This window comes from Arthrobacter sp. MYb227, assembly GCF_002975435.1.
In the GTDB taxonomy this organism is placed as follows: Bacteria; Actinomycetota; Actinomycetes; order Actinomycetales; family Micrococcaceae; genus Paeniglutamicibacter.
The window spans coordinates 1-4,268 of the sequence record NZ_PCPT01000023.1; the positions used below are offsets into that span (position 1 = coordinate 1).

Annotated in this window: 6 protein-coding genes; 4 read left to right on the forward strand and 2 right to left on the reverse strand. The window is 56.3% G+C overall.

All coding sequences use genetic code 11. From position 1 onward, the window contains the following. The first annotated feature begins 433 nt into the window (after window positions 1-433). On the forward strand, window positions 434-862 hold the full coding sequence (locus tag CQ018_RS19700; RefSeq protein WP_105551714.1) for a hypothetical protein: 429 nt from the start codon (window positions 434-436) through the stop codon (window positions 860-862). Window positions 863-1,234: 372 nt separating this feature from the next. On the opposite strand, the gene CQ018_RS20180 is transcribed toward CQ018_RS19700, so the two are convergent. Further along, entirely contained in the window at window positions 1,235-1,390 is a 156-nt protein-coding gene (locus tag CQ018_RS20180; protein WP_181150027.1) for a hypothetical protein, read from the reverse strand. 135 nt (window positions 1,391-1,525) lie between these two features. On the opposite strand from CQ018_RS20180, the gene CQ018_RS19705 reads away from it, so the two are divergent. After that, window positions 1,526-2,206: a recombinase family protein gene (locus tag CQ018_RS19705; protein ID WP_258142794.1), complete on the forward strand. Its 681-nt coding sequence runs from the start codon at window positions 1,526-1,528 to the stop codon at window positions 2,204-2,206. Between the two features lie 161 nt (window positions 2,207-2,367). Beyond that, window positions 2,368-2,625 (forward strand): hypothetical protein, encoded by a 258-nt coding sequence (locus CQ018_RS19710; protein WP_105551716.1) that lies wholly within the window; start codon window positions 2,368-2,370, stop codon window positions 2,623-2,625. A gap of 93 nt (window positions 2,626-2,718) precedes the next feature. Here the strand turns inward: CQ018_RS19710 and CQ018_RS20380 are convergent, their stop codons facing one another. Further along, window positions 2,719-3,252: a hypothetical protein gene (locus CQ018_RS20380; RefSeq protein ID WP_258142795.1), complete on the reverse strand. Its 534-nt coding sequence runs from the start codon at window positions 3,250-3,252 to the stop codon at window positions 2,719-2,721. A gap of 571 nt (window positions 3,253-3,823) precedes the next feature. On the opposite strand from CQ018_RS20380, the gene CQ018_RS19720 reads away from it, so the two are divergent. Then, on the forward strand, window positions 3,824-4,102 hold the full coding sequence (locus CQ018_RS19720; protein ID WP_105551718.1) for a hypothetical protein: 279 nt from the start codon (window positions 3,824-3,826) through the stop codon (window positions 4,100-4,102). Window positions 4,103-4,268: the final 166 nt, after the last annotated feature.

A 4,268-nucleotide genomic window follows, 5' to 3' on the forward strand; every position in this document is an offset into this window, starting at 1 on the left:
AGGGGGCAGTCCGCCTGGCGGCTCCCTGCCCCAGATCCCACGACGTTGAAGCGCCCCGCTTACTAATAATGCTGGGGGCCGATCGACAGCGTTTGCACAGCAGACTTCCTGCTGATACACTGGGTTTGCCTTGGTTTCTTTATGCCTAAATGTAGCTTTCATTTTGAACATTCTCAGGAGTCCAAAACTGCCCTCAATCAACGACGGCCCATGCAGGAATCCGAAGTGCCAGAAACCGGCCCACGCCCGCAAGTTGTGCGAACGCCACTACCGGCAGTGGGAACGCTCGAGCGGCAACAAGCGGTGTCAGTTCGAGGGATGCAAGAATCACCAGGACGACGGGTTGCGGCGTGGAGCCGGTCGGCGACTATGTCGAGAACACGAACACCTGCACCTGATCGAACACCCCAAAGACCCCAGCAAGAATGCCGAGGTGGAGCAGACCAACATGCAACTACTTGCCGACGGTATCCACGTAGAGGGCAAGTGCTGGATCTTCACCGGAACAAGTCTTAGCGTCTCGGGCTACCCGCTGATGTACACACATAACAGCGCCAACGTGGAATGGCTTGCGCACCGGGTTGCATGGGATCTACTAATGCATGGCCACAAGCCCCGACGGGAACTAGACCACCTCACCGCGTGCCGCGGCAAAGGCTGTGTGAACCCCGCCCACATGGAACCGGTAACGGCCACCATCAACCAGCGCCGACGCGTAGCCCGCAAGCTGTGGCGTGAAGATGGTGAAACCTACCGGGTCAAGGAATGCGGCCCTAGGATCAACCGGGAAGCAGCACGGAACCCCCGCGTGATCTGGTTTGCCACCAAGTATGACTTGCCCTTGCCCGTAGTTGATGGGTGAAAAAACTTCCTGATAACGCCGCGCGAATAACTGCTATCACTACCGGGAAGGTAGCTGCCCGGTTAGGGTGCATCCCCACCCTCTTGCATAGAACCTGGCAAGCCGACGGTATACCCCGAACGCAGTTTGAAGAGTGCTAAAACTCGTACATCACTAGGCACGTCAACCACGAGCGGGCAACAGTCCACACACAACCGGGGGTTGCCCCCACGCCGTGCAACTCTTACCCACTGCCGAACAGTAGCCGGCTAACAGCAGACCCTTGCCAACTCTGGGATGCAGGTAATCATGAGGGGCTTTTGCCTGACGGCAAAACCCTGCATGTTGCACACGAGATTATTAGCTAACACTTATAGGGGCAGCGGCTATGCGCTAGGGGTTACCCGCCCCCCGCTCCTTATCCTGGGCACGCTCCACACGCCTAGCGCGTAGCCAGATGCGAGCCGAGCAGGTCACCTGCCATGCCGCACGCGCAAGCTTCACTGACTCGTTGATTGCTTTCAATATTTCCAGGAGTTCATCAAACATGGCTTCACTAAGCCCTCTCACCGAACACATTTGTGGGAGGTAGGCCGTGTACGTCATTGCCTACCGGCTAGTTGTATCCGGCAATGGAAAGAGCCCGACTGTACATAAAGGGTTCCCATTATGTACAGTAAGGGTATGACCACAACCCCAGCTCATGCAGACCTACCCCTAAACATCGTTGGCTATGTCCGCGTATCGACCGACAAGCAGGACATTAGCCCCGAGGTGCAACGCGGTGAACTTGAGCGTGAAGCTAAGCGCATGGGGTACAACCTGGTCATCATTGAAGAGCTGGCCGCTAGTGCGGCCACCATCAGCAAACGCCCAAAGATGCAAGCCATGCTTGCCGAACTCAAAGCCAAGAAGTACCACGGCCTAATGGTGTCGAAATTAGATCGACTGTCACGCAACATGGAAGACGGCACACGAGTCCTTGCAGACTCACAGCGTCAAGGCTGGAGGATTATCTGTCTTGACCTAGGCGTTGATACAGCAACCATCATGGGAGCTGGCATGTACAACATGGCGTTGAACTTTGCAGAGATCGAACGCAAGTTCATTGGCGCCCGAACATCAGCAGCCATGCAAGAGAAGGCGGCTAAGGGGGAACACATGGGCAGGACTGCCGTCCTGCCAGTGGAAACGATGCTCTATATCCACCAGCTCAAGAATGAGGGCAAGGGGTTGTCTCTACGGAAGATTGCCGACCAGCTCACCACTGAAGGAATCCAAACGGCAACGGGTAAGACCTGGCACGCGTCAACCGTCAAGGCGGTGCTGGACTCGGTAACACTGGCGAACGCGCTAGAGGGGTAACTGGAGCACTGTCGGGGCTGATGACCAGACCTCTGGCAGTCAGCTGGGCCAAAGTGATGCCAATAGAAAACAAGCACATATCATAAATACATTTGGAATTCAACAGCATGCTATAATTGAAATACAAACATACGTAAATAGCAGATCGGAAGTGTCATTAAATGACAATCAATAAATTTAAATCAATTACAGAAGAACCCGTTCCGGGCACAGTATCTATCAGCCGCACAATTACTGATGAAAAGCCGCAGGTATATATAGCGAAGGCAGCAACCGATCCCGACCGCGAGGCATACGAGATCGCGCAAGAAGAGATACTCAATGACCCAGATCTGTCAGGCGGAGAAAAGGCTGAACGCCTGGGAGAAGGCGAACCAGAGGAAACTCTCAAAGAACGCCTTGCACGAGCCAAGGACTAAGAGGTAGAAAAGCCCCCGATTCAGCGTCACGAGTCGGGGGCTTTCTTATGCCCAGAGAGCGGCGCTAGAGCGCCGCACAACAGCTTAGTAATACTATCGCCGAGTGAACGGCCACAACCTGCGAGCGCGGCTCTGAGAGGGCAGCACAGCACCGCTGGCAGGGGATGGCAGAGGATCGCTCACACGGGTATCACTGGGGCTATCAGAGGTGGCTGGAGCCACCCATGCAGGGGTGCCAGCTTCAAGCATCCTCAAGGCCGTAGCTTGCACCTGGATCACACGCTCACGCTCAACCGCTTGAGCTTCCGCAACAGCGGCTCTACGCTCCGCATCAACCAACCTGGCACGCAACGATTCAAGCTCTTGGATAACCATGTCATCAGGGATGCCAACGGGGGATACCGTGGCAGGTGTCACCGACACATCGGGGGGTGGCGTAGTGCCACCCATCAGACCACTGGAGACTAACGCCGGTATGGGGATCTGCCACCCCGTAGACGTAATCCTGGCACCCGCTGAAAGCAGAATGTCTTTCCGCCTGCGGATCGTCGAAACGGAAACACCGCACGCCTTGGCCGCTTCCGCTAAGCCCATCACTGGAGCAGTGCCATGTTCGTTAGTGGTCATAAGTTCACGGTATCGGTACGCGCAGCGCGCTCCCCTCCCATGTCAGAGCAACACGCCGGACAAAGAGAAATCCCCCGAACATTGGCGTGTTCGGGGGATCATGAAGTCAGTTCAATAACTCAATAGCACAGAGTCTACCAACCATTGGCGTGGTTGCCATAGATCCTCGCGGGCAGGACGCCCCGCGTGTCCTAAGCCAAAAAGCCAAGCGACTAACAATCGCCCCTTACCGGGTTAGAGCCGGTTCTTTTCTCGATCCATCAGCCAGCTAGACCATGCTCATGTTGTGAAGCACGAGCGCGAAGAAGTGCCACGTCTAGACCTACGGTATGAAGACCCCATGAACTAGGGGCAACTCATCAAGAGCGATGGAACACGCCGCCACTGTGCAGAACTAATAACCTGCGCCAAGCGTGCAGGGCTAACGCCCTGCCCAACCGATGCCGACCGTCCAACCGACGCGGTGCCGTTGCTTGCTCTGTAAATTTCTACAGGGCAACCCCTGCCCTCAACACTCCCCTTCCTGCCCTCTGCGGTGGCAACATCCCTGCGTCGTGGTCAAGGTTGGGTGATGCTGGAAGACTCCACCGAGCAACTGAAGAAACACCAGAGGCAGTTCGTTCCCGCTGGTAACATCGCGTCTATGCAAAAACGTGAAACTGGATTCATTGCAGAGTACGACAGCGGCACCTGCACCAGATGCAACAAGCCCATCGAAGCCGGCCATGAAATCGTGACCTCCCGAGGTGGACGCATCACGCGCTACAGCCACGTCGAGCCCTGCCCAGGTGCTGGCCCCATCACTTGTTCCATCTGCGGCGACAACTGGTGGGAATGTGACTGCCCCTAAAAGACTCCAGCCAACCGGGCAACTACCCGAATGCCCGATCGCCTGGTTACCCGAATAGCTAGGCTCACCCAGCAACTGAAGCCGAACCAAGGGGGCAGTCCGCCTGGCGGCTCCCTGCCCCAGATCCCACGACGTTGAAGCGCCCCGCTTACTAATAATGCTGGGG